The organism is Pseudomonas sp. AC355 (genome assembly GCF_979258205.1).
The window spans coordinates 1,365,177-1,386,379 of sequence record NZ_OZ409843.1 but is presented as its reverse complement, the minus strand read 5'-3'; the positions used below and the strand labels follow the sequence as shown (position 1 = coordinate 1,386,379).

Below are 21,203 nucleotides of genomic sequence, written 5' to 3'. Positions count from 1 at the left end.
ATTTCGGATGTGCAACAGGGATGAGTGACAACGCGCGAGGGCAATCGATACGTCAGTACAGGCCCTTTCGACTAATTGTACAACCTGCTTCAGCCTGCGCGGGAAACATGCAGGTGCGGCCTATAGCTTTGATCTATCTGGCATGTGAGCAAAGCCCAATTGTCCAACCGGACGCGTCATCGATAGGATCGGCCATGCAACATTAGACAACCCAGCGCTATATTTCCCCTTACGCCTTTCCCGATAGTAGCCAACATGACCTCGTGCAACATCCTTACCCCGCAAGAAGAACTCGCACGCTTGGCCGAAGTGGATCGTTTGACGTCGGAGCTGGAAATCGGCTCGGATCCAGTGCTCAACAGCGTCGTCGCAATGATTTCCGCGTACTTCGGGGTACCTACTGCGCTCGTGAGCATCATCGAGCGCGACTACCAGGTATTCAAGGCCCGGGTTGGCATGGAGCCCGAGCGCACACCGCGTGAGATGTCGTTCTGCGCCCACAACCTCGACGAAGGGGCCGTGCTGGAAGTCTGCGACCCTCTCAGTGACCCGCGTTTTTCGAGTAACCCGCTGGTCAATGGTGACCCTTTCATCCGCTATTACGCAGGCGCGCCCCTGGTTATCCAGCCCGGGCTGAGCCTTGGCAGGTTGTGCATCATCGACAGAGAAACCCACCGCCCGATGGACGAGCAGGGCCAGGCTCTGTTGCGAGACGCTGCCAAGGTGGTCGTGGCACGCCTTGAGTCGATCCATCGTCAGCACTTCTATGACCTGACAACAGGCCTGCCAAATCGGCAACGCTTCGAAGCAGATCTTCTGACCGAATCGGCGAGGGATGGCCGGGTTGCCATTCTGGTGGAGCCGCTATCCGCGTCCGGTATGGATCGATTGGTCAAGGCGTTGGGAATGGAGTTCTTCGTTAACTTCATGCTGGCAGTCAAGGAGGTCTTGCTGGCGGTGTTGCCTGAGCGCGGACGCCTATACCGCTCAGGCACATTAGGTTTCGTAACCCTCTTTGCGCCCTCGCAGGAGCTGTCATTGCAGAGCCTGCTCAGTGGCATCGTGGACGCTCTCGCTCGACCTCTGTATAGCGCGGACGTGCCTGTGTTCCCCGATGTGGGGATCAGCGTGCTGCAGCTGGATCGTGAGGCTGCTGCACCAATGGATATCCTGCGCCTGATGGCCAGCATCACTGATGCTGCGCGCGCAAGTGAACGTCGCTGGCTCGATTACGACCCCGCGATCGATTCAAGTCTGAGGCGCAGCACCGAGCTGCTCAACGCCATCGAATCAGCCCTTATCTCTGCGGATCAGTTCAGGCTGGTGTACCAGCCACGGGTCGATCTGGCGAGCAATCGTTGCGTGGCCGTTGAAGCACTGTTGCGCTGGACGCATCCAACGCTGGGGGAAATCAGTCCCGCCGAATTCATTCCTCTTGCTGAAACCACCGCTTCGATCCGGCACATCACGCGGTGGGTCGTTCGACGTGTCTGCGAGCAGTTGGCGCAGTGGGCAAGCGAAGGGCTGGAAATGACCACATCGCTGAACGTGTCGGCCCTGGACTTGACCGATGGCCTGCTGTTCGATGAGCTGGTTCAGGCGCTACACGACTTCGATGTGGCGCCTCAGCACATCGAACTCGAGTTCACTGAAAGCGTATTGGTAACCGATTTCCCAGCCGTGCAAGCACAATTGCAACGCTTTCGTGACCTGGGGGTGGCCATTGGCATCGATGACTTCGGCAGCGGCTACAGCAACTGGGCCTATCTACGGCAGATTCCTGCCACCAGCGTAAAGCTCGACCGCTCGCTGCTGGCCGACCTCCAACCGGGTAACAGCGACTGGCACATTATCCGCGGCCTGATCAGTCTGGTGAAGGATCTGCGTCTGACGGTCGTGGCCGAAGGCATTGAAACCGAACTGCACTACCACCTGCTGCGCGGCTGGGGGTGTCAGCAGGGCCAGGGATACTATTTTGCCAAGCCATTATCGCCGGCCGAGTTGGTGGCCTGGTTGAATGGCCACAAGAGCCCGGCTGGCCTTATCTAAGGCTCCGCACGCGATGTGTGGCGCGGAAGATGTCGCTGGCGAAACGAAAAGGGCACAGGCAGCCCTCATGACAATCCTAGACGCGGCCGCGTCATGTCCTATATGCGCTGCGTGATTCTGGTTGATAGAGCGGGTTGTTCAGAGCAGTTCGTCCAGCGGGCCGCGGGGGCAGAGTGTCCAGGGCACCTGGATCTTGTGTTCAGGTTCTCGGCAGTGCCATTCCTGCTGGTACATAACGCCATCAACGAACTCCACGCCCTCAATGGTGAGGGCGAGTATCGCCATGCCGCCGATACGAGCCTCATAGAGCTGGGGTAAGGGATTACCACCTTGAGCAGATGGGACGGTAATGGCAATGCTTGACCGGCGCCCGAAAGGCGTCTCCAGCGCTTCCTCAATTCGTACATCAGCCCTCAACCGGGGTTCGGAGCTGTAGGCTTTCTTAGGCTTGCGCTTGCCGCGTTCGAACAGAGAGAGGACTTCATAATGCATGGCCGCACCATAGCTAGTCTGTATGTATATACAGTTATTCTAAGTCCGGCCATGAAATGGGTCGAGGGCAATTCGTCGGCTCAGCGTTTGGTTTTTTTCAGCCCGTCGAGGTAGTCGAGGTCTTCAGTCGCTGGCTTCATGCTCGGCTTGGGTTGTTTTGGCTGAGGCTGGATCTGCTGTGCTTGCAGTGCGTCTATCAGCAAATTCTGCCTTGCGTGGATTTCAAGGTGCGCCTCAATGGCTTCGACGATTTCGCTGTTCATGCTTACTTCGCTTTCGCCAGCGAGTTGAGCGACCTTTGCACGCATCCCATCAGGCATGCGCACCACGAACTTATCCTTTAAGCCACTTGGGTATTTCCGTGCAGCCATTTTGTGCTCCTGCAGGTTGAGTACTGATACAAATTTGTAGGCGAATTTAACGAAAAGTTCTCCTTATTAATTGGGCTTCGCACAGCTAGGGAGAGACTGGGAATTGCGAGCTTGCGCCGGGTTTCGTAGGGTGGATTTTTGACTGCTGAGCAGCCAGGCGCTGATCTAGATCGGGGAGATTGGGGCCATGATCCGCCGTCAGGCAGCCCGCTATGGCATTGTCGGCAGAGCCCGCGATTTAGCCCTCTAGCGGACGTACGCTGCCGGCCGTTGTTGCGAGAACGGACTTTCTATCAACAGACTTAGAGGACGGTGAGAAAACCCGGGATTGCGTTTTGATGTATGGGTTGATTGACAAAGAATTCGACTTCTACAGGGAAGTCTCGTCATCAGACTGCGCAGGGTCGGCCGGTCTCGGTAACTGGAAAGCTGCAGTAGGTTTCCAGTAGTGCTATCCGGGCAAATGCAACAGCTCAGCGGACATGGGCTTGTTGCGTGATCTCCTAGAGTGAAGGTCACGCGGAAAGTGCATCACTTTTCGATTTTCAGCCGCTGCCTTATCCAGTCTTGATCTGCCCTCACACCGAGGAGCTGTGCGGAGAACTGTCGGCGTACCTTGGCCCCTTCAGCATCCACCATCTCTACATACGCCGACACGTCGAATTTGCAGCTTTCGACTTGAGTAATCTGGATCCCGTCAGCACCAAAAGCGGGGAACACCAACGACTTTGGTGCTTCCAGATTTTCGGTTATGTATTCGGTCGCGACTTTGTAGGCTTGTTCTTGGGTGCATTCGAAATCTGGGTATCCGCAACCCGTAACTAGCAGTGCAGAACATCCCATCATGGCCAATCGCAGCATTGTTGATCTCCTTGCACTTCAGACTGCCGCCATCTCGGCAAAAAACGCCGAAAACACTCCGTCTGTTCTTAAAGATATGGTTGCTTGGTATTCGAAAGCCAGAATCCGTCTTACGCTCTTGGCAACTGTCCGGCTCACGCAAAAGGTGTGGGAGAGGGTGCTGAGCGGGGCGCTGAACCGCCATAGCTCATGTGTGCTATTGAGCTGCCGGTCTCTGAGTCCTAGCCTGCTGGGTCGAGCTTCATCCTCAGTCTGTAAGGCTGCAAACTTGCAGATGATGGTGCAGTGCCAAATTCAAGGAAGATCTCAATGCTGCTTTCAACGCATTTTCGGTACCTATTGCTCTCTGCTGCCCTGGTCGTTTGCGCCCCAATGGCTTATGCCCAGACCGCCCACGGTGATTACTGGATCATCTACGGTCAGGGTGAGGGTCGGAAAAATGAGATGTACGTAGCCGATGCTACGGGCATCTTGCAGAAACCGGGGGATGTCCTGTCTCTCCTGATCTTGCACATCTTCCAAGACGTTACGATGCCGGCATTCGCGGCTTATGAGGTCGAGGTTAAGTGCTCACAACGGCAGACACGCTTAACCAGCGCCAAGGTTTTCAATCGTATTGACCTCGGAGTACGAGAAGCTCCGTTCTCGCCCGGATGGCGCGGTGTCGAAGAGTACTGGCTGCAAAGGACGTTCGCGTTTGCCTGCGCGCCTGGCAACCGAACAAATAACCAGATGTTATCTGCTGGCAAGATGGACGCTGGTCAGATGATCAACCTCGCCCAACAGATGTTCATTCAGCAGGCTCCGCTGGAGCAAAGGGATCAGACGCTAAAAGATCTCGATGAAATGCTTGGCAATACCAAGCCCTAAACAGTAGCGGAGCAGAAAGCATGCGTAACGTACTTGTCGGCGCTCTGGTTGCGGTAATCATAGCTGGATGCGGTCAGATACCCAGTGTTCCCGAATACGGCGCACGCAGTAAATGGAATGGACGTAGTGCGGCTGAAGCCATCGAGTTCTTCGGCGCACCTGACGAAATGAAGCCAGTAGGCGAAGGGCAGGCAGTTCTGATCTGGAGCAGGGACACTTCATACTGGCGCACTCGCCAAACCGGACGTACCACTGATGTTCAGGGCGGCGTGCGAGTAAACACCACGTATTACGAAGACTACATTCAAGACTCCGGGTGCAGGGTCTCGATCTTCGTCAACAAGCAGAAGACGATCACCAACCTCGATCTGTCTGGACACAATTGCGCGGGGGTCAATGTCGGTGAGTAGATCTGCTGCAGACGACCATTTCGCAATCAATGGAGTACGTTAGACGAGAGAACAGACGTAACCCCTCTCTGGGGATTTCTTAGCCCGGCGGGATACGTGGCACCATATGGGAGAGAGTGACTTCGTCAGACCTGCCGTTATGTTAGCGATCACGAAGCTTGTTCGGGTTAGTAGGAGCCAAGGATGGGAGTTTTCACTCCAGCTGGAGAAACGCGCGTAGCTGTTCTGGTTGATTGCGACAACGTGTCACCAGAAATCTTGGAACACGCTTTGCGTGTAGTCGCCCAGTTCGGACGTGTTGTTCTGAGGCGTGGTTACGGCAATCACGGCACCTTGGCCAACAAGTGGCAGGAGGCTTTAGTGCGCCTGGCCTTCACGCCCTGCCTGCAGTACCAATACGCTGCTGGCAAGAATACGTCCGATATCGCCTTGGCCCTGGATGCAATGGAGGCGCTGTTTGACCACCGGGCAGACACGTTCTGTCTGGTCACCAGCGACTCTGACTTCGCCTACTTGTGCCGCAAACTCAGGGAGCGTGGCGCCACTGTGTGCATAGTTGGGGAGGCCAAGACGCCGGATGCGCTACGCAACGCCAGCGACCAATTTTTTGAATGGCGTCGCGAAGAACACCTTTTGGACGCTGCAGGGGAGCAGGTCGACAAACTGACAAAAACTGAAGCCTGCGCCAAGCATGAGGCGATCAAGCTTGACTCCAGCAAGCCGGTGGTCAAACGGCGACCCAAGTTTGTCGTGGATGCCGTGTCGCTATTGGCAGGCGGAACCAGTGAAGGGAAGGTGAGCTTGAGCGCCCTCGGCCAGTACCTCAAACGGACGGATCCGGCGTTCTCGCCAAATGCCTACGGCCACTCAGGCCTACTCGATATGACCAGAACCTATGATCTGCTGCACTTGGTTCAGGAGCACGGTGGGCATTGGAATGTCGGGTTGGCTGCCAAGGACGAAGATAATGCGGAAAATACGGCCCATGCGTGACGGCGGCATAGCAAAAAGGGCGGTGACACCACTCACGCTCTACTGACGCCGCCGCGCTGACCGATTTATCTTAAAGCAGCCGTTGCTATGGTTTGCATGAGCTACTTCCTATTCCAGCCCAACTGCGCAGAAACCTGTTGCGCGGTTTCCATCAGCCGTTTGACGTAATCCTCCTTGAGTTCTTCGCGGAAGCGAAAGCACGGGAAGGACACGCTCAGCCCGCCGATCACATGGCCAAAGCGGTCGCGTATCGGTGCTGCCAGGCAGCGCATGTTGTCCTCGAACTCCTCATGATCCTCCGCGTAGCCCTGGGCGCGAACCACCTCCAGTTCCTGCAGGTAGGCCTCGATGCTGGTCAAGGTGTTGGCTGTGCGGCGCTCGAAACTCTCTTCCTGCAGGTGGGCCAGCAACTCCGGTTGCTCAAGCCAAGCCATCAGCACCTTGCCAATCCCGGTGCAGTAGAGCGGCGCCCGCCGACCGATGCGCGAATACATGCGCAGGTTGTATTTGGAGTCGATCTTGTGGACGTAGACGATGCTGCCTTCGTCAAGGATCCCCAGGTGCACAGTCTCACTGGTCAATTCATTGATGCGCCGCATGCCCGGTTCCGCCTCCCGGATGATGTCCAGATGGGGCAGGGCCTGCGCGCCTAATTCAAACAGTCTGACGCTGAGTCTATAGCGATCCTCGGCGTCCTGAACCACATAGCCACGCGCCTTGAGCGACTGCAGGAAGCGGTAGACCGTGCTTTTGGACATATCCAGTTTCTGGGCGAGTTCCGATACGCCGCTTTCCTCGGGATGCTCGGCCAGCGCCTCAAGGACAGCCATGGTGCGGCCCACGGCAGAGACCAGTTCGTTGTTCTGGAGGGTGCTGTTGTCCATGAAGGCTCCAACGGAAACTAAAACCAGAGGATATACGCTAGCGAATCAAAACGCTGTTTCATTTTTCTTGACGAGGCAAGAATTCGGATTAAACTCGCCCTCACAAGCTAGAAATGAAACGCCGTTTTAAAAATAACAAAGGCGCGTAGCCATGAATGCAATAACCGGGCGATGCCCGAATACCGATTCATCTCGCCGGCTCAAGGTCGCGCTTATCGGCGAGTGCATGATCGAGATGCGTGGAGACAACGCTTCAGCGTTCAGCCAGACCTTCGGCGGCGACACGCTCAACGCAGCGGTCTACCTCTCCCGGCTGAGTCCTGTGGGGCAGGTAAGCGCGGATTACGTCACCGCCCTTGGCGACGACAGCTTCAGTGACGCCATGCGTCAGCTGTGGCGCGACGAGGGTGTCGGCGACCAGCATGTGCGTGAAATCAAGGGTGCGCTGCCGGGGCTGTATTTCATTCAGACCGACGCCCAAGGCGAGCGACGCTTTCTGTACTGGCGTGGTGAAGCCGCCGCACGGCAGATGTTCGACGGTGACGCCGCCGATGACCTGCTCCGGGCGCTCGCCGGTTACGACTATCTCTACCTTAGCGGCATCAGCCTAGCGATTCTTACGGCCACAGGCCGTGAGCGCCTGCTGCACGCTCTGCGCCACGCCCGTGAGTCGGGTACCCGCATCGTCTTCGACAACAATTACCGCCCCCATCTATGGCCCGACGCTCAAGCTGCGCGCGACGCCTATGGCGATGTACTGCGCCTGACAGATCTGGCCCTGATCACCTGGGAAGATGATGCCGCGCTGTTCGGGTATGCCGATACGGACGCGTTGTTCCAGGCCTATGCCGCATTCGGCGTAGCTGAAATCGCCCTCAAGCGCGGTGAGGCATCGTGTCTGATCCAGTGCGACACGGGCCGTTTCGAAGTACCCGCGGAGCAGGTGGGCCAGATCGTCGATACCACGGCGGCGGGCGATTCGTTCAGCGCGGCCTATCTGGCGTGCCGCCTGCAGGGTGGCAATCCGCAACTGGCGGCGCGCTGGGGCCATCGACTGGCCTCCCAGGTCGTCCAGCACCGCGGGGCCCTGATCCCTCGAGATGCCATGCCCGTTTTGGATCTGTCTTCATTCTCTTCTGCCGTAGAGGCCTGACCCCATGAAAATCACCGAAGCCCGCGTCATCGTCACCTGCCCGGGGCGCAACCTGATCACCCTGAAAATCGTCACAGATTCCGGTATCTACGGGATCGGCGACGCGACCCTGAACGGCCGGGAACTGGCGGTGGTCGCCTATCTGGAAGAGCATGTGCTGCCGGCACTGATTGGCCGCGACGCACATCGTATCGAAGATATCTGGCAGTACCTGTACCGCGGGGCCTACTGGCGTCGCGGCCCGGTCACCATGACCGCGATTGCCGCCGTGGACGTCGCCCTGTGGGACATCAAGGCCAAGGCCGCGCAGATGCCGTTGTACCAGTTGCTCGGGGGCAAGAGCCGCGAGCGGGTGATGGTCTATGGACATGCCACCGGCAAGGACATCGAAGGCTGCCTGGACGAAGTCGCCCGGCATGTCGAACTGGGCTACAAGGCGGTGCGCGTGCAGTGCGGGATTCCGGGCATTGCCACCACATATGGCGTGGCCAAGCGCAGCGGGGAGCGCTATGAGCCCGCCGACAGTGACCTGCCCGCCGAACACGTGTGGGACACCGCCAAATACCTGAACCATGTGCCCAAGCTGTTTGCCGCCGTGCGCGAGCGATTCGGTGACGACCTGCACATTCTTCATGACGTGCATCACCGCCTGACGCCCATAGAAGCAGGCCGCCTGGGCAAGTCGGTCGAGCCCTTCAACCTGTTCTGGCTCGAAGACTGTACCCCGGCCGAAAACCAGGAAGCCTTCCGCCTCATTCGCCAGCACACCACCACACCGCTGGCGGTAGGTGAGGTGTTCAACTCGATCCATGACTGCCGCGAGCTGATCCAGGAACAGTTGATCGATTACATCCGCGCCACGCTGGTGCATGCCGGCGGCATCACCCACGTGCGGCGCATCGCCGACTTTGCCGCGCTCTATCAGGTGCGCACCGGCTTTCATGGCGCCACCGACCTGTCGCCAGTGTGCATGGGCGCGGCGCTGCATTTCGACACCTGGGTGCCCAACTTCGGCATTCAGGAACACATGCCTCACGACGAGCGCATCGACGAAGTCTTCCCTCACGCCTACCGCTTCGATGATGGCCACTTCACCCCTGGCAAAACCCCGGGACACGGCGTCGACATCAACGAAGAGCTGGCGGCGAAATATCCCTACAAGCGCGCAAGCCTACCGGTCAATCGCCTGGAAGACGGCACTCTCTGGCACTGGTAACCGCGGCGGATCCATAACAACAAGCACACAGGGCGGCGTCCGCCCTGTCAGGAGTTGTCCATGAAAGCTTTTCAGGTAAATGCACCCTTTGAGTTCGCGCTGGCCCATGTCGAAGTGCCGCAGGTAGCGCCGGGTGAGGTCAAGATCGATGTGGCCTACGCCGGGATCTGTGGCTCGGACATGCACATCATCCACGGGCAGAACGCCTTTGTGCGTTTTCCACGCATCACCGGCCATGAGTTCTCCGGCGTGGTGCGTGAAGTAGGCCCGGGAGTCGAGCACCTCAAGGCGGGCGACCGCGTGTGCATAGACCCGGTCATCAGCTGCGGCACCTGCTACCCATGCCGCATCGACCGGCCGAACGTGTGCACGCACCTTCAGGTGATTGGCGTACACCGCGACGGCGGGTTCAGTGAGCACGTCTGCGTGCCGGCCGAGAATGCCCATCGCCTGCCAGACACGCTGCCGCTCAGCCACGCCGCGCTCGTGGAGCCTTACACCATCGCTCTCAACGTGCTGGATCGGATGCAGCCCCATCCGGGCGACAGCTTGCTGATCTACGGCGCTGGCGTGATCGGCCTGACCCTGGTGCAGATGGCCCGGGCCCTGGGGCTTACCGACATCACAGTGACCGACGTCATCGACACGCGCCTGGAAACGGCCAAGTCGCTGGGCGCCAGTCGTGTCCTCAACGGCAAGGCGGTCGATGTCGAGGCGCACATGCGCGAAGTGACCCAGGGTGAGGGCGTGCCGCTGATCGTAGATGCGGCCTGCATTCCGGCGCTGATGCCACAGATGGTGCGTTTGGCGGCACCGGCTGGGCGTATCGGCCTGCTGGGGTTCAACGCCGAACCCAGCGACCTGGTGCAGCTGGAAATGATCAAGAAAGAGCTGACGCTGGTCGGCTCGCGCCTAAACAACCGCAAATTCCCGAAAGTCATCGAGCTGATCGCCAGCGGCAAGCTGCAGGTACAGGAACTGATCAGCCATCAGGTGAGCTTCGACGACATGCCGGCTGCCATCGGGCTAATCGAAAACCACCCCGAACAGACCCGCAAGGTGCTCGTCGAGGTGGGCAGGGCCCACTCATAACGCTGTGCAGAGATTCGTGCCCCCTCGGGGCACCCCTCACCGAATAAACACAAAAAGCGGGAGGTTCCAATGTTTGGTCAAGGTCGCACGTTAATCATCATCATGCTGTTCCTGGCAGGCGTCATCAACTACCTGGATCGCTCAGCATTGTCCGTGGCGGCCCCGTTCATCCAGGAGGACTTCGGTCTGACCACGGGTGAAATGGGCATCATTTTCAGCAGTTTCTTCGTCGGCTATGCGGCGTTCAATTTCATCGGTGGCTGGGCCGCCGACCGATATGGAGCCAAGACCACGCTGTTGCTGGCGATGGTGTTGTGGTCGCTGTTCAGCGGGCTGACGGTGCTCACCGTCGGCTTGGTCTCGCTGGTGATCATCCGCATCCTGTTCGGTATGGGTGAGGGGCCGTTGAGTGTCACCACCAGCAAAATGGTCAATAACTGGTACACACCCAAGCAACGTGCGCGAGCGCTGGGCACCTCGATGTCCGGCACCCCGCTGGGCGGCGCCATCTCCGGGCCGGTGGTGGGTTTTATCGCCGTCAGCTACGGCTGGAAGGTGTCGTTCATCATCATCATGCTGATGGGGCTCGTGTGGGCGGTTGTCTGGTTCAAGTTCGTCAAGGACAAGCCTGACGGCAAGGTCGCCGAGGAAATCCGCCGCGCCGAGGAAAAAAGCGAAGTCTCCTCGCTGCCAGTCCATCCGCTGCGCTACTACCTCAAGCAACCGACCGTGCTGTTCACCGCCCTGGCGTTCTTCTCCTACAACTACACGCTGTTCTTTTTCCTCACCTGGTTCCCCAGCTACCTGACCATGGCCCACGGCCTGAACGTCAAGGACATGAGCATCGCCACGGTCATCCCCTGGTTGCTCGGGTTCCTGGGCCTAGCCCTAGGCGGATTCATCTCCGACTTCGTGTTCAAGAAAACCGGGCGGGTTATGTTCTCGCGCAAAGTGGTGCTGGTGACCTGCCTGTTGCTCTGCGCCGTTTGCATCGCCTTTGCCGGTCTGGTCAAGACGCTGTATCCGGCGGTGATCCTCGTCGCCTGTGCAGTGTTCTTCCTGTACCTGACCGGGGCGATCTACTGGGCGATCATCCAGGACACCGTGCCTGCGGCGCGGGTCGGCGGGGTCAGCGGCTTCATGCATTTTCTGGCCAACACCTCGGGCATCATCGGCCCGACCCTGACCGGCTTTCTGGTGCAGTTCACCGGCTCGTTCACCACGGCGTTCCTGCTCGCCGGGTTGCTGACTGTGATCGGTGCGGTGTGCGTGGCACGCTACGTCAAACCGCTTTCGGCAGCTGATAGCGGCAAGGCTGCAGTACCCAGCACCAACCCGAATTCGGCCTTGAGTCGGCCATGAGCGGCCACCCACACAAGGAACCTGTCGATGCCTGCCATTAACCATGTGCCCTTTATCGGTTCCGCTCCCGAGATCGGTATCGTGCACCTTGGCCTGGGGGCGTTTCACCGCGCCCACCAGGCGGTCTACCTGCAACGCCACCTCGAACGTGTCGGCGAAAGTTCTTGGGGGCTGTGCAGCGCGAACCTGCGCTCCAATCGCCACCTGGTTGACCAGTTGAGCGAGCAGGGCGGCCGCTATCATGTAGCCGAATACCGCGACAGCGAGCATGTCACGCTGCGCGAAGTTAGCGTGTTACGCCAGGCGCTTTACGTGGGCGAGGGTGGCCATGACCTGGAGGTTCTGCTGCAGCGCATGGCTGCGCCGCAAACCCGAATTGTCACCCTGACCGTCACCGAAAAGGGCTACTGCCTGAGCCCCACTACGGGGCAGCTGCGCGTGGACGATCCGGTGATCGCCCATGATATCGCCCATCCCCGGGCACCGCGTTCGGCGCCAGGTATCGTCCTGGAAGCCTTACGCCGCCGCCACGCCGCCGGCATCCCGGCCTTCACTGTCCTGTGCTGTGACAACATGCCCGATAACGGTCAGCGCACCCGCCAGGCAGTGAGTGCCCTGGCCGCGTTACAGGAGGAAGGGCAGGCCACCGGGTTGACGCAATGGATCAGCGATCACGTCGCGTTCCCCAGCTCCATGGTCGATCGCATTGTCCCAGCCATGGATGACGCATCCTTCTCCCGGCTGGCCCAGCACCTGGACTGTACAGACCCGGCTGCAGTGGTTTGCGAGCAGTTCAGCCAGTGGGTGATCGAGGATCAGTTCCCCCTTGGGCGTCCGGACTGGGAAGTGGAGGGCGTGCAGATGGTGGACGACGTTCGCCCGTTCGAAACCATGAAGCTGCGCATGCTCAACGGTAGCCATTCGCTGCTGGCTTACGTCGGCTTGCTGGCCGGACACGAGACCGTGTTCGATGCGATCACCGATGCGGACATGGCGGGCTTCATCGCGCGTTACATGACCCAGGAAGCGGCGCCGACGCTGGACATGCCGGAAGGCATTGACCTGACCGTGTATGCCCGCGCCCTGACTGCACGCTTTGCCAATGACAGCCTGCAACACCGCCTGCGCCAGATCGCCATGGACGGCTCGCAGAAACTGCCGCAGCGCTGGCTGCTTGGTGCGCAGCAATTGCTCGACGACGGCCGCGACCTGAGCTGTACCGCGTTAGGCATCGCTGCCTGGATTCATTACTGCTCGCGGCCGTTGCCTGGCGCTGCTGCGCCGGTGATCGACGATCCGCTGCGTGACACCTTTGCCGCGCTTGCCGAATGCTTCAAAGGGCCAGCCCTGGTAGATGCCTTTCTTGACCTGCAAGAAGTGTTTCCCTCCGCCTTGTCCGGCAGAACCGAGTTTCGCCAGTCGGTACAAACGGCTTACAGCGCCCTGTTGCGTGATGGCATGGGCCCCGTATTGCGCGCCTTTGCCGTAGCTACCCCACAATAAGAGGAGATCATCATGGAACATACATGGCGCTGGTTTGGCCCCAAGGATCCCATCTCGCTGGCGGACGTACGCCAGACCGGTGCAACCGGTATCGTCACCGCCTTGCATGACATCCCCAACGGCGCTGTCTGGCCGGTCGAGGCCATAGCCGGGCGCAAGCAGATGATCGAAGCCGCCGGCCTGAGCTGGTCGGTGGTGGAAAGTATTCCGGTGCATGAGGACATCAAACGCGGCTGCGGTCGGCGCGACGAGTACATTGCCAACTACCAGCAAAGCGTGCGCAACCTGGCCAGCTGTGGCATCGATATCGTCTGCTACAACTTCATGCCGGTGCTCGACTGGACCCGCACCGACCTGGCCTGGGAGCTGGCCGACGGTGGGTGGGCTCTGCGCTTCGACCAGACCGCGTTTGCCGCCTTCGACCTGTTCATCCTCCAACGTCCGAGCGCCGAGGCCGAGTACAGCGGCGAGGACATTGACCAGGCCAAGACCTACTTCGAGCAACTGACGCCAGCGCGCACCGAAACTCTGGTCAACACGCTGATCGCCGGCCTGCCTGGTGCAGAGGAGCACTACAGCCTCGATGATTTCCGCGCCTTGCTGCGCACCTACGCCAATATCGACGAGAGCCGGTTGCGCGAGCACCTCGCGTATTTCCTGCGCGCCGTTATACCGGTTGCAGAGGAGGTGGGTGTGCGTATGGCGATCCACCCGGACGATCCGCCCCGCGCCTTGCTGGGGCTGCCGCGCATCCTGTCCACCGCAGCCGATGCGCAGTGGTTGCTGGACGCCGCGCCGAGTCCGGCCAATGGCCTGACCTTCTGCACCGGCTCTTATGGCGTGCGTGAGGACAACGATCTGGTGGCCATGGCCAGGCAGTTCGCCCCCTCCATCTACTTCACCCACCTGCGCTCCACTCGCCGTGAGGCCGACCCGCGCAGCTTTCACGAGGCCCATCATCTGGACGGCGACGTCGACATGGTCGGGGTCATCACGGCCCTGGTCGAGGAAGAGCGTCGCCGTGAACGGGACGGTGGCCCGCTCCTGCCGCTGCGTCCCGACCATGGTCATCAGCTACTCGACGACCAGCACCGCAAGAGCAACCCCGGCTATTCGCTCATCGGTCGCCTCAAGGGTCTGGCAGAACTGCGCGGCGTGGAACTCGCCGTCAGGCAGCAACTGAAAGGCGCGGCGCACACCTGACCTACAGCGAAGCAAAAAAGGGGGCCGAAGCCCCCTGCGGTTCAGAGCAAGCCCTGCTCGGCAAAAGACACCGTTCGTTGGCCTGCCATGGTGTTGTGATGCAGCAAGCGGCTGCAAGAGCCTCTTTCAGCTACTGCTTTAAAGCATTCTTTACGTCTGTCCAAGCCCCCAGCCATCGTCCGCTGCGGCCAAATCAAGCTCAGCCTCATTCACAACAGCCGATGATCATTTGGGAATTGAGCAGGGGCTGTGAATTTCAAGCACGTCGACTTTTTCTGGGATGACTGAGTCGCGGTAGCACTGAGCCGGGTACGCTTACACGTTCAACACCTCGATGGTCTTATTCATCTTATCAAAGGCACTATTCTTACGCTTCTTGGCATGTTCCTACCTTTCGACCTTGATGACGAAAGCAGTCTAATCAAGGCACGTGCTGCATGTGCAGGCTTAGGATGGGACGAGTTGGTGAGGCTAAGTTGAGAGAAGAAACCGTAGTAAGCCTGACTTGGCTTAAGAAGATTGACAGCACTATTGCATTGCAAGTTATGGAACTGATCAACAGTACAACTAAGGATGGCGGCACACTTGGTTACGACAAGCCGATGACGCCCGATCAGTGTGCCGAATTCAGCCTATCTCTTCAGGATGAAATACAGAAAGGCGATTCTTACGCCATTTTGGGCAGCAGCCCCGTCGGCCCGGCCTGCTTTGCGGTAATCATGCAAAGCCGAATGCCGAACTGCCGCCACATCGCAAATTTGAGCAAGGGGGTTGTGCACCCTAGTCACCGCGGTATGGGGTTGGTTGCAAAGGTATTTCGGGAAATTGTCGATTTTTCTGAAGCACACGATATCGAATTGCTTACGCTTGATGTTCGAGAAGGGACGCGAGCTCATCTTCTTTGGGAGACGCTAGGATTTAGATCGTTTGGCGTGCTTGATGATTATGCACGAGTAAACGGTGTGAAGTATCGAGGACATTACATGTCGCAATCGGTTGAAAATCTGGCAAAAAGACTACGGTTAGCGAACTGAGTCTGACCAAAAGATACATTAATTATTTATTCTAATCAAATCGCAATGAAGCGCTTTTGAGTGCGGCTGCGCGGACGTTTTGCAGAGAGTTCTTTATGGCTATGGATACGAAAGATTTCAGGGATGCGCTGGAGCAAAAGTTACATCACCATCTGACGCTTTCTCACCCGATATTTCGAGAACTGTTGTCGCCTGAAGGAAATATTGAGTTGCTTCGGAAGGTGGCGCTTCAAGGTTACCAGTTGACAAAGTATTTCCTGAGTTATGTTGAAAATCTTTTTTTCTATTGTCCCCTGCCTTCCCACAAGCGGGCATTAATAACCAATTGCTTCGAAGAAGAAACGGGACGTTTGTCTCGAACCGATAATCACGTTGTGTTAATGCAGAATTTTCTACGGGCGCTTGGAATCAGTGATTCTGAAAGGGAGTTGGAAAAACCGCTGCCTGCAACGAAGGAACTCATCGAATACCGGCTAAATGCGGTAAAAAATCCCGCCAAGTACCACATTGGTGCCGCCGCAGTAATGATTGCCAGCGAGGGCCAAAATCTTGAGACGGTGGCAGGGGATGCACGCCATGTTCTGTTAGGCCGTGCATACGGTTTGACGGAAAATGATCTGCTGTTTTTTTCTGTACATCAGAAAGAGGATGTGGGTCATGTAAACGAAGGGTTGGACTTGGTTTCTGAGCTTTGCACAACAGAAGACATGCAGCGCGAGGCGTTGGAAGCGGTGGATCATACATGCAGGCTGTTTTATGCAATGTATGAAGATATGTACCGCTCCTACTGCTAACTCAGCTTGTTGTGGTTTTTGTTGATAGAGGGAATAGCGCATGAATCGACAGTTCAGCCCAGTGGTAATTGGTTCGGTACTGACAGTCGGGTTTCTGGTGATGTTTTTCGCCAGTGCACTGAAGGGATTATACCAAGTGTACTTTGTGGACTTGGCTGTTCACTTTGGAGGCAGTCGAGCAGCTTTGGCAACTGCAGGATCAATCTTCGTCTTGACCATTGGCTTGGTATCACCAGTGGTTGGTTGGTTGAGTGACAGTGTAGGTCCATTGCGAACGGTGACGATTGGAAGCCTATGTGGTGGCGTCGTGCTGGCGGGGGCAACCTTCATCGGTAGCGACCTGATGCTGTTCACGCTGCTTTACGGCTTGCTTGGTGCTTTCGCGCTCGCTGCGATGACATACGTGCCTATGGGCATTCTTGTCGATCGTCTGGTTGCTGAAAATTCAAAGGCATTTGCATTTGCTTTCGTCACCAATGGCACTGCAATTGGCTTCATTGTTCTCTCACCGCTGTGGATATTTCTTGAGCAATCTGTGGAATGGCAGGAGGTGTTCTTTTCGGTCGGCCTGATATACCTGATTCCTTTGAGCCTTTCATTGTTTCTCGTTTCCCGTGTTGTTCCGCTGTTGCCTGAGCCAAAGATTGCGCAGGCCAAGCGATCGCTGAGTTTCCTCCTTCGCGACCCCCGTTTCTTTGTACTCGCGCTGAGCTTTGCCAGTTGTGGCGCGACGATGGCATTCATTGATGTTCACTTGGTTCCGTACTGGCAGGAGGCTGAGTTACCCGTTTCAATTCAAGCCAGTGGCCTGAGCCTTCTTGGCATCTTGGAGTTGGTGAGTGGTCTGCTGGCTGGATGGCTGGCCACGCGCTACAACAAGGGCATGCTCCTCGCGGGCTTCTACTTGTTACGAGCCGGGGCAGTGGCGGTATTGCTAACGGATCCAGGACCTCTAACTACGTACGTATTTGCTGCACTTTTTGGTGCCAGTTATCTCGGCACTGTGGTGCTCACATCCGCCTTTTGCTTCTCCATTTATGGCAGTGAAGAAAAAGGTAAGGTTTTTGGGATGTTGTTTCTTGTGCATCAACTGGGTGCGCTGGCTGCCACGCAGTTGGGTGCGATGGAGTACGACAGAAGCCAGACTTATGAATTCACGATTATGGCCTTGGTTCTGTCGACTGTGGCGGCAGCCATTCTTTCCTTGACGCTGATATCAGTCAGGCAGGGAGAGAATGACTGCGGGGCAGCCGCAGCCAAAGTTGACTGAGCGACCATGCTTTGGAAATTTATATGAGCACGTGGTGGGAAAGGAGTAGGGGATCGATGGATAAGGACATGGTCGACTTGGCTGGTTTCGATAGTACAGCTGCCTTGCATCGAGGACGCGAGATTGACGTATCAGACGTGTTTTGCGAGCCGCTGGCAATGACGTCTGCCTACACCTTCACATCAGCTCAGGATGCATGGGAGCGCTTTAGTGGTCAGAAAGAAGGGAACGTGTATTCACGGTTCACCAACCCGACGGTCACAGCCTTGGAACGTCGTGTGGCCGCGATGGAGTCAGCAGAAGACGCCGTTGCATTTGCCTCCGGTATGGGCGCATTTGCGGGCCTATGCCACGCGTTTCTGCAACAGGGCAATAACATTGTCTGCAGTCGTGACGTGTTTGGAACGACTGTAAACGCTTTTCGCAATTACATGGGGCGTTTTGGCATCGAGTCGCGGTTTGTCGATTTAACTGATCTGAGCCAGTGGGATGCCGCCATAGATGGCAATACCCGTCTAGTCGTTATGGAGTCACCCTCAAATCCCACTCTCAAAATCGGTGATATTCAGGCTATCAGCCGATTTGCCCACGCCAAGGGGGCGTTACTTGTAGTCGATAACACAATGCTGACCCCTGTTTTTCAACAGCCCCATACGTTCGGGGCTGATTTGGTGATCCATTCGGCCGGTAAATACATGGATGGTCAAGGCAGAGTTTTGGCTGGCATAGTGACCGGCTCGACAGTCATGACCAGAGAACTACGGGGTGTTCTCAGAACCCTCGGAATTTCGTGTAGTCCCTTCAACGCTTGGTTAATACTCAAAGGACTTGAAACGCTTGAAGTGAGAATGCTCCGCGTGCAGGACAGCGCGATCGAGCTTTCAAACTGGGTCTCGGGCCAAGGGTGTGTGCGCTCAGTTCACTACACTGGCCTGACCGATCATCCTCAGTTTGCGCTTGCCAGTCGCCAGCAGCAGGGTCATGGGGGGCTAATATGTTTTGAGGTTAAGGGCGGGCAAGAGGCGGCATGGCGATGGATCGATGCTCTGTTGTTGGTTGCGCGTTGTACCAACATTGGAGATACGAGAAGTATGGTGACCCATCCGGCCACCACTACCCATTGCCGCTTGAGTGAGATTGAAAGACAGATGGCGGGTATCTCCGATGGCATGATTCGGATGTCCGTCGGGCTGGAGAGCCTTAAGGATCTTAAAAAAGACTTACGCCAAGCGTTTGATGTGATTGAGCGTCAATACCCTTCGAACTCAGAAAATCACACTCATGCCGAGAGCTGCCAGTGATGCATGAGGTTATAGTTTTTAGTGCAGGTGTCGGAGCATCTGCTGTTGTAGTTCAGATGCTTGCGTTGGTTGCAGTGTATAGAAAAGATGTTTTGTTTTCCCTACCTTTTGCAGTAGCCATTGTATTTTCTGTTTTGTTTTTACTATGGCTTGGGATCTTTTCACCGTTTTCCAGCATTGCGTGGAGCATGTACGACATATATTTTTCTTCTTTTTGCGGGTAAGAAGTTTCTTGTCAGCGCGGCTCCAAATAACGAATCGGTTTGTTGGTGGCTTAGTCCAAAGGTCATGATTGTTTTACTCGTATAAGTCTAGGGAGTAGGTAATGGCAAAGGTATTGGTTTTGAGGGGCATCTTGGCCGGCGTTTTGATGTTCGCATATGGACCACTGCCGTCCTGGTCGGCTGAGGATGAAAGTCTGGCGCCTGTGAGCAAGCGTTTGGTAAGTTTTAATTCTCAGCCACTACCCTTATTCGATGCCCAGGGCGACCTTAGTATTCCTGCGGTGCTTTCCATCCCCGCTCGGCGTAACAACTCAGTACCGGCAGTCATCATTCTTCATGGCTCGGCGGGTATGGACTCCAGAGGGGAGCTGCACAGTCGTGATCTCAATCAGCTTGGGATAGCAACCTTGGAGCTCGACATGTGGGGCGCGCGTGGGATCGAGGGCGGTGCAAGTGGAAGGCCTACCAGAGTCCACGACACACTCCCTGACTTGGCTGGCGCGTTGAGTTATCTAGCGAAATACCCAGGCATTGATCCGGCTCGCATTGGGGTAGTGGGGTTTTCTTGGGGAGGGGTACAGGCCATGCTTGCATCAACCGCTACTGTCAGCGCGGAACTGGTCAAGAAGACTGGGGTTCGTGTCACCGCGTTGGCAGCGTTTTATCCCGTGTGCTGGGGGTACAATCGAGTACCCGGATACGAATTCAAGATGTTAGCCCCAGTGCGATTAATCGTGCTCACCGGCGGGGACGATCAATACGACGACGATCCTGCGGCCTGCCCATCGCTTATTTCGGCACTACCGCATTCGGAGCGAATCAAAATTGATATTCATGTCTACGAGGGGGCCCAGCATGGCTTCAATGGCTTTGAAGCTGCTCAGCAGTATGAAGATCCCTTTTTACATAGAGGTAAGGGCGGCGTAGGAACCTCGGCCCCACATGCGATAGCGCGAGAGACATCACGTCAGGCTGTTAGAGATTTCTTCACTGACGCTTTCGAGCAAAAAGATACCAGTGTCGCTCATAGTCAATTCATGTCTACAACTCAACGCCGGGATCCATTGGTGTTCTAGCTGGACGTCATGCCGGCGGCATTACGAAACTGTGACGGCGTATCCTGCATCTCCTGTCGCCACGCCAAACGGAATGCATGGCTGCTGCTGTAGCCACAATGCTCAGCGATCTGCTCGACATTAAGGTTGGTGGTACAGAGGAGGTTGCGGGCATGTTCCATGCGCTGTAGGCGCTGGTAAGCGTGCAGCGTGTGGCCGGTGTTCTCTCTAAACAAACGCGCTACATGGCGATAGCTGATGTTGAATTGGCTTGCGAGTGACTCGAACTTGAAGTCCGAACTCAGGTTAGCGTCAATATAGTCTTGGATGGCATGCACTATTGGGTGTAGATGATTTCTTGTCAGATCTACTGTTTTTAGCTGAGAGTCTTCACCTGCGCGCCTACGATAGATAACCAGCTCTCGAGCTATCCGGTTGGCGGTATCTTGGCCAAATAAGCGGGTGACCAGGTGTAATGCCAAGTCAGTACCGCTCGAAACACCAGCAGACGAGAATATACGGCCGTCCTCAATAAACAGGCGATTATCAAGAACGTTCGCCTTCGGGTAGCGTTCTTGCAGAAGAGAAACATAGCGGTGGTGAGTGGTGCACTGGCGATCATCGAGCAAGCCCGCCTCACCTAGCAAAAACGCACCGGTACAGATGGAGCAGATCAGAGCACCGTCCGATATTTCCGTAATCTTCGATAACCATTTTGCCGTCTTCGCGAAGATGAGGTTTTCAGCAGGAGATAGAGAGAGTTTGTTCCCCACTACAAACAACACGTCGTCGGGCTCTAACTGCTGAGGTAGCGTTTCCAGCCCGCTCAAGGTGAGCCCCTGGAAGCTCGTAACCTCTTTCTCAAGTGAAATACAACGCACCTCGATGGGTGCTAGCTCGAGCTCGGCAATGCTAGTCATCGTCTGGAGTGGGCCTCCAAGGTCTAGGATGTGCGTTCCTGGAAGGAGGAGAAACCAGATTGTATGCATTCACTTACTCTGAGGATGGGCAGCCAAAAGATTTGTTGGTGCGGTCAGGATGGTTAGTTGCAGCGCTGCTGCAGTGC

The 21,203-nt window shown here is 56.8% G+C and carries 20 protein-coding genes; 15 read left to right on the top strand and 5 right to left on the bottom strand.

Annotated elements, in window-relative coordinates; genetic code table 11:
- The first annotated feature begins 255 nt into the window (after positions 1–255).
- The gene (locus ACZ0AI_RS06605; protein ID WP_463565067.1) at positions 256–2,049 is read left to right on the top strand and encodes a sensor domain-containing phosphodiesterase; all 1,794 of its coding nucleotides are present in this window, start codon (positions 256–258) and stop codon (positions 2,047–2,049) included.
- Positions 2,050–2,187: 138 nt separating this feature from the next.
- Here the strand turns inward: ACZ0AI_RS06605 and ACZ0AI_RS06600 are convergent, their stop codons facing one another.
- From ACZ0AI_RS06600 to ACZ0AI_RS06590, 3 genes are all read right to left on the bottom strand, one after another.
- Positions 2,188–2,541, bottom strand: coding sequence for a hypothetical protein (locus ACZ0AI_RS06600; RefSeq protein WP_463565066.1), 354 nt, complete (start codon positions 2,539–2,541; stop codon positions 2,188–2,190).
- 80 nt (positions 2,542–2,621) lie between these two features.
- Entirely contained in the window at positions 2,622–2,912 is a 291-nt protein-coding gene (locus tag ACZ0AI_RS06595) for an Arc family DNA-binding protein (protein ID WP_463565065.1), read from the bottom strand.
- A 531-nt stretch (positions 2,913–3,443) separates the two neighbouring features.
- On the bottom strand, positions 3,444–3,773 hold the full coding sequence (locus ACZ0AI_RS06590; protein WP_463565064.1) for a hypothetical protein: 330 nt from the start codon (positions 3,771–3,773) through the stop codon (positions 3,444–3,446).
- A 309-nt stretch (positions 3,774–4,082) separates the two neighbouring features.
- Between ACZ0AI_RS06590 and ACZ0AI_RS06585 the strand changes: the two genes are divergently transcribed.
- The 3 genes from ACZ0AI_RS06585 (at position 4,083) to ACZ0AI_RS06575 (ending at position 6,046) form a co-directional block, all read left to right on the top strand.
- Entirely contained in the window at positions 4,083–4,643 is a 561-nt protein-coding gene (locus ACZ0AI_RS06585) for a hypothetical protein (protein ID WP_179538319.1), read from the top strand.
- Positions 4,644–4,663: 20 nt separating this feature from the next.
- A complete protein-coding gene (locus tag ACZ0AI_RS06580) occupies positions 4,664–5,053 on the top strand; it encodes a hypothetical protein (protein ID WP_179538318.1) in 390 nt (129 codons plus the stop codon).
- A 183-nt stretch (positions 5,054–5,236) separates the two neighbouring features.
- Complete coding sequence (locus ACZ0AI_RS06575; RefSeq protein WP_179538317.1) at positions 5,237–6,046, top strand: NYN domain-containing protein; 810 nt, start codon at positions 5,237–5,239, stop codon at positions 6,044–6,046.
- A 101-nt stretch (positions 6,047–6,147) separates the two neighbouring features.
- Here the strand turns inward: ACZ0AI_RS06575 and kdgR are convergent, their stop codons facing one another.
- Positions 6,148–6,930: a DNA-binding transcriptional regulator KdgR gene (gene kdgR / locus ACZ0AI_RS06570; RefSeq protein WP_179538316.1), complete on the bottom strand. Its 783-nt coding sequence runs from the start codon at positions 6,928–6,930 to the stop codon at positions 6,148–6,150.
- Positions 6,931–7,081: 151 nt separating this feature from the next.
- Between kdgR and ACZ0AI_RS06565 the strand changes: the two genes are divergently transcribed.
- The 11 genes from ACZ0AI_RS06565 to ACZ0AI_RS06515 all read left to right on the top strand — a co-directional run bounded on the left by ACZ0AI_RS06565 (position 7,082) and on the right by ACZ0AI_RS06515 (position 20,158).
- Positions 7,082–8,083 (top strand): sugar kinase, encoded by a 1,002-nt coding sequence (locus tag ACZ0AI_RS06565; RefSeq protein WP_463565063.1) that lies wholly within the window; start codon positions 7,082–7,084, stop codon positions 8,081–8,083.
- 4 nt (positions 8,084–8,087) lie between these two features.
- Positions 8,088–9,299, top strand: coding sequence for a D-mannonate dehydratase ManD (gene manD / locus ACZ0AI_RS06560; protein ID WP_179538314.1), 1,212 nt, complete (start codon positions 8,088–8,090; stop codon positions 9,297–9,299).
- A gap of 60 nt (positions 9,300–9,359) precedes the next feature.
- Positions 9,360–10,391, top strand: coding sequence for a Zn-dependent oxidoreductase (locus ACZ0AI_RS06555; RefSeq protein ID WP_179538313.1), 1,032 nt, complete (start codon positions 9,360–9,362; stop codon positions 10,389–10,391).
- A 69-nt stretch (positions 10,392–10,460) separates the two neighbouring features.
- Complete coding sequence (locus tag ACZ0AI_RS06550; protein WP_179538312.1) at positions 10,461–11,753, top strand: MFS transporter; 1,293 nt, start codon at positions 10,461–10,463, stop codon at positions 11,751–11,753.
- Positions 11,754–11,780: 27 nt separating this feature from the next.
- Positions 11,781–13,256 (top strand): mannitol dehydrogenase family protein, encoded by a 1,476-nt coding sequence (locus ACZ0AI_RS06545; protein WP_179538311.1) that lies wholly within the window; start codon positions 11,781–11,783, stop codon positions 13,254–13,256.
- Between the two features lie 12 nt (positions 13,257–13,268).
- Positions 13,269–14,459 (top strand): mannonate dehydratase, encoded by a 1,191-nt coding sequence (gene uxuA / locus ACZ0AI_RS06540; protein ID WP_463565062.1) that lies wholly within the window; start codon positions 13,269–13,271, stop codon positions 14,457–14,459.
- Positions 14,460–15,004: 545 nt separating this feature from the next.
- Positions 15,005–15,493: a GNAT family N-acetyltransferase gene (locus tag ACZ0AI_RS06535; RefSeq protein WP_257026858.1), complete on the top strand. Its 489-nt coding sequence runs from the start codon at positions 15,005–15,007 to the stop codon at positions 15,491–15,493.
- A gap of 95 nt (positions 15,494–15,588) precedes the next feature.
- Positions 15,589–16,287, top strand: coding sequence for a TenA family transcriptional regulator (locus ACZ0AI_RS06530; RefSeq protein ID WP_179538308.1), 699 nt, complete (start codon positions 15,589–15,591; stop codon positions 16,285–16,287).
- 40 nt (positions 16,288–16,327) lie between these two features.
- Positions 16,328–17,557, top strand: coding sequence for an MFS transporter (locus ACZ0AI_RS06525; RefSeq protein ID WP_179538307.1), 1,230 nt, complete (start codon positions 16,328–16,330; stop codon positions 17,555–17,557).
- Positions 17,558–17,580: 23 nt separating this feature from the next.
- Positions 17,581–18,858: an aminotransferase class I/II-fold pyridoxal phosphate-dependent enzyme gene (locus ACZ0AI_RS06520; RefSeq protein ID WP_463565061.1), complete on the top strand. Its 1,278-nt coding sequence runs from the start codon at positions 17,581–17,583 to the stop codon at positions 18,856–18,858.
- A gap of 325 nt (positions 18,859–19,183) precedes the next feature.
- Positions 19,184–20,158 (top strand): dienelactone hydrolase family protein, encoded by a 975-nt coding sequence (locus ACZ0AI_RS06515; protein ID WP_179538304.1) that lies wholly within the window; start codon positions 19,184–19,186, stop codon positions 20,156–20,158.
- On the opposite strand, the gene ACZ0AI_RS06510 is transcribed toward ACZ0AI_RS06515, so the two are convergent.
- Positions 20,155–21,126: a GlxA family transcriptional regulator gene (locus tag ACZ0AI_RS06510; RefSeq protein WP_179538303.1), complete on the bottom strand. Its 972-nt coding sequence runs from the start codon at positions 21,124–21,126 to the stop codon at positions 20,155–20,157. The two genes, ACZ0AI_RS06515 and ACZ0AI_RS06510, sit on opposite strands and share 4 nt — an antisense overlap.
- Between the last annotated feature and the right edge of the window lie 77 nt (positions 21,127–21,203).